Annotated in this window: 3 protein-coding genes and 1 pseudogene; 2 read left to right on the forward strand and 2 right to left on the reverse strand. The window is 49.3% G+C overall.

Annotation, left to right across the window (positions count from 1 at the left end; all coding sequences use genetic code 11):
• Positions 1 to 287, forward strand: a 287-nt coding sequence (locus Q1A53_RS23200; RefSeq protein WP_299971736.1) for a DDE-type integrase/transposase/recombinase, incomplete at its 5' end; no start/stop codon positions are given.
• A gap of 61 nt (positions 288 to 348) precedes the next feature.
• On the opposite strand, the gene Q1A53_RS23205 is transcribed toward Q1A53_RS23200, so the two are convergent.
• Together Q1A53_RS23205 and Q1A53_RS23210 are read right to left on the reverse strand one after the other, a co-directional pair.
• Positions 349 to 1,383, reverse strand: a complete 1,035-nt coding sequence (locus Q1A53_RS23205) for an MBL fold metallo-hydrolase (protein WP_299971739.1) — start codon at positions 1,381 to 1,383, stop codon at positions 349 to 351.
• A 148-nt stretch (positions 1,384 to 1,531) separates the two neighbouring features.
• Positions 1,532 to 2,914: a hypothetical protein gene (locus tag Q1A53_RS23210; RefSeq protein WP_299971742.1), complete on the reverse strand. Its 1,383-nt coding sequence runs from the start codon at positions 2,912 to 2,914 to the stop codon at positions 1,532 to 1,534.
• Positions 2,915 to 3,101: 187 nt separating this feature from the next.
• On the opposite strand from Q1A53_RS23210, the pseudogene Q1A53_RS23215 reads away from it, so the two are divergent.
• Positions 3,102 to 3,290 (forward strand): annotated as a pseudogene (locus Q1A53_RS23215) (IS6 family transposase); the annotation flags it as partial.
• Positions 3,291 to 3,678 lie beyond the last annotated feature (388 nt).

The following is a 3,678-nucleotide window of genomic DNA, read 5'->3' on the forward strand; positions in this document are numbered from 1 at the left end:
GAACGTCCATGTCAGCCTCCAGCGATCAAAGAGTCTCCCGCAACTTACCCGAACACCCCCAGCCTTTGCCCACTCCCAAGTCACAGGTGTATCGCTCAAAGTACCTTAACAATATCGTCGAGCAGGATCATCGGGGCGTCAAAAGACGGACGCGTCCGATGATGGGGTTCAAGTCGTTCGGATCGGCAGGCGCCAATTTGGACGGGATAGAGACGGCACATATGATCAGGAAAGGGCAGCTCGGCAACGGATGCCCGTTCGCGATCTACGCCAGCTTCGCAGCCTGAGTCCTATCTCTCGACGGCCCTTCGCGGCACAAAGCAAAGTTCGCGACAGAATCCGTTCATTCTACCTATTGGGCAATATCCAAGGGTCATCAAACGAAATTCTTCGAGTTTCAATCATCGGGTACTCACTTTCCATGTACTTTAAAAAATTCTCTAGCTTGGCTAATCGGGTTACTCGAACGCCTTCATCGATTGATTTGAATAGGTTGTCATAATGTATTGGGATTACAAACCTCGGCTTTACGATAGAAAGCACTTCTCCCAAATACCTTTTGTTTCGCCCCGCTAAAGCGAGCATCAAAACATCGACATCTCCGTCGATGTGTTTCAAGAACTCTGGAACAATACCGGCGGTCCCAATATGCAGCACGTTCCCAAATTTGTGTTCAACGTAGAATGTAAAAACGTAGCCACGCCCATAGTCACGAATAGCAGCAGGAAATTCAAAGTGATCAGGAACTTTCTTCTTTAGAGGGTCAAAACAGACAGAAGCAAGACAAGCTGGTGGCCTTGCGTGTTTGCTTTTCAGTGCTGTCACCGTAAACCCACCGTTTATTCTAAAATTTTGAAGAACCAGACGGGGATCAAATTCTTTCACTTCCGTATAATCATGTGCCTTCACTATCCTGGACGTGTCAGCAGATCTAAATACTGGAACTTGTAAGCATTTCGCAAAATCAGCAACGTCCAAACTGTGATCGTAGTGGGAGTGTCCAACGAAAATTACCTGAGCACGGGAGATTTCGGGTCGGCGCAATCTGCGATAGATTGCGTTATAGTTGATCTTTGCGATCTTGCCGGTCGCGATCCCAAAAAGAGTGTTCTCCTCTCGGGAAACAAAAGGGTCGATTAGCACCGAGTGTTCGCCATCATCAATTACGACCGACGCGGCGCCGAACCAAGATACCCTTAAGCCTTCAAGTCGCTGGCTTGGATAATCCAATCGCATGCAAGATGGTTGAACCTCATCCGATTCAGACGTCATTGCTGGCACTAGCATTCCCAATAGTACAACCAAAAAAATATTTCGATTAGCCATGATAACTTGCTCCTTCTCAGTCCAAAAAACCTCAAACAATTCAGGCTGCTTTGTCATCATTAAAAGCAAGAGACCATTTCGTTGTCCGATTCGCACCCGGGGATGCATCGAACAAATTCTTTTAAGTAAACAGATTGCGAGACGCCTCTACGAAGCCACAATGTTCCGGCCGAGAAGCTCTTGCGGCTGAACACAACTCGCTCAGTTACCGACCGAAGCATTCAATGGAGCGCCAAACTAATTGCCCGACTTCGGGATTGCGGATGTCGCTATGAGTTTTGATAATTGATGATGCGTCAACATACAGAATTTTGTTTCGGTTGCATGTGGTGCTAGAAGCTCTGAGTTCTTCCCAGTTTAAAGGCACAACCCTATCACCCAACTCGTCGTCGACCATTACTTCTTTTCCCGGTTTTCCTCCAACGTGGACAGCTCCCGTAACAAAACGCGCGACTGGGTTAGCGTGGTCTTCCCTACTCCATGTCAATACCATAGATCCCCCAGGAGCATCTAGGTTTTGGTAGGGCCCACTTTCGGCTGACCTTACCCAGTCAACCAACGGCGACAAGGAAAAATCTGATCGGAACCGATTTGCGCTGAATGCTCCTTGCAGCCCAATGACCAATGGCCCAACATTTTTTCGTGGAACAGCATCTTTCAAATGCGAGCTTGAAAAGTAGGCACGGGTCAACATGCGTGCGCCCATTGAGTGACCTGCCAAGATACTGGTCAACCGTGTTTCTGCCTCGATCCTCGGCAACATCGCGTTGACCACATAATTTAACAGACCATAACCGATCTCATCTGCGTCGTCGGCTTTTGTTGGATAGCTCGCTATGTGTAGTGTACGGTTTGCGAGATCAAGAACGGATTGCCCGCCCCACACTGACGGCCACGTAACACCCACCACGATGGGGTTGAAGTTTGAGCCGCTGGATGCGGCCGCGCGTTTCGTATGCTCTATGATCGCATTGTAGCGTTCGATCGACTCAAGCTGATCGTTGTTCCAACCCATTGCTGCCACGAAAATGTGTGTATAGGGCTTCTTGGATTTCGAAGCAGATTGAATGTCTTTCAGTAAGGCTTCTTCCATGGCTTGGAGTGCTTGCCATCCCTCTTGGTACGCACATCGCTGATGACAGTCACCTAGTAATTTCTTTGCTTTACCGAACGCTGTTTTTGAATAAGCTGAGTAAAACAATCCAGGTTTTAATTGCTGGTCCCCTTGGGCTCTGCCGTACCTCAATATGTGCGAAACGAACATAGCCTTAGGATCGCCCAATGTTCGTTCAAATACTTTTTGTTGCCTAGTGAGGTCTTCGTCTGAGATATTGGCGGAATTAGTCGTTGAATTCGTCAGGTGCACCTCATCAAAACTTGTGTTCAGCCCAATCAATTCCCTAGGACTTTTTTCAATTCCGACCAAATACCCTGGATGCAACATGTGGCGCGAAAATGGTAAGTTCAGAACCTCATGATAACGGCTAAGGACGCCGTCTGTCTGCAAGCCTTCTACTTCTTTTTCCGGGACGTGCTGATTGATTTTTGTGCACTGAGCTAAGAGGAAAATGACGACAAACAGGATCATCAAATGACTGCGCGATGCCAAATTACTTTCCTGAATTGTCGACATAATGCCATTTCCGAAATGCTGCGTGTGATTAAATACTCGGTATGATAGTGTAAGCTGGATTGTTTCGTCACGCTTATTCTGATCAGCTGGGACTGTTGCATTAACTCTTCTGGTGGGCCAGATTTTGGCTTTGAGGTTGGGGATGCCGCGCAAGTCACCTTTCAAACATCATCGCTTTCCGCGTGAGATCATTCTCTGTGCCGTCCGGTGGTATCTGCGATACCCGCTGTCTTATCAGGATGTCGTCGATCTTCTGGCAGAGCGCGACGTGACGGTTGATCGCTCTACGGTGTATCGCTGGGTCCAGAAGTTCGGCCCAGAACTGACCAAGCGCACCGAGAAGCATCTGCGCCGGGCGAGTGTCGACTGGCATGTCGATGAAACCTATATCCGCGTGGGTGGCACCCTCTCATCGCTGCAAGCAGCGACTGCCGGGCATTGAGTGGCGCTACCTCTGGCGCGCCATTGATGGCAACGGCCCCCCTCCCGGGACATTGCTTCGCAATGCCCTGCCGGGCAGTGGATGGTGGATTTCAGGCTCACAGCCCGACGCGATGCGAAGGCGGCCAAAGCCTTTCTCAACAAGCCGATCGAGCTGTCACTTGGCACTTAATTGGGTTCTTCCTCAAAGTGTGTGATTGAACGGTAGCATTCTCGCTCGCATAAGTTCTGGTCCAGCGCGGCCGTACATGGCTCGTTTCAGCGTTTTGAGGCGGTTG

Origin of the sequence: uncultured Roseobacter sp. (genome assembly GCF_947496515.1) — a bacterium.
Lineage (GTDB): Bacteria > Pseudomonadota > Alphaproteobacteria > Rhodobacterales > Rhodobacteraceae > Roseobacter.